This is a genomic window from Alkalihalophilus lindianensis (assembly GCF_032843265.1).
GTDB lineage: Bacteria > Bacillota > Bacilli > Bacillales > Bacillaceae_D > Alkalihalophilus > Alkalihalophilus lindianensis.
Map to the genome: position 1 here is coordinate 1 of NZ_JAWJBA010001115.1, position 231 is coordinate 231.

At 66.2% G+C, this 231-nt stretch carries 1 protein-coding gene; it reads left to right on the forward strand.

Going from position 1 to position 231, the window contains the following annotated elements; translation table 11 throughout:
• The coding region (locus RYX56_RS25560) for a porphobilinogen synthase (protein ID WP_500660739.1) at positions 1–117 on the forward strand (117 nt) is incomplete at its 5' end.
• Positions 118–231: the final 114 nt, after the last annotated feature.

Here is a 231-nt window from a genome sequence, read left to right on the forward strand (position 1 = left end):
GGCGCGGGCGACCGCGATGCGCTGGTGCTGGAGACGCTGATGGCGTTCAAGCGGGCGGGCTGCACCGGCGTTTTGACCTATCACGCAGCTGACGCGGCACGACTGCTAAATGGCTGAATTCCGACACGAAACCGACCGGCTGGTGCTGCGCGACTGGCGCGAGGAGGATTGGCGCGGTTCTTTGCCGTCACCAATACCGAACCCGTCATGCGCTGGCTCGGCGGGGTGCTG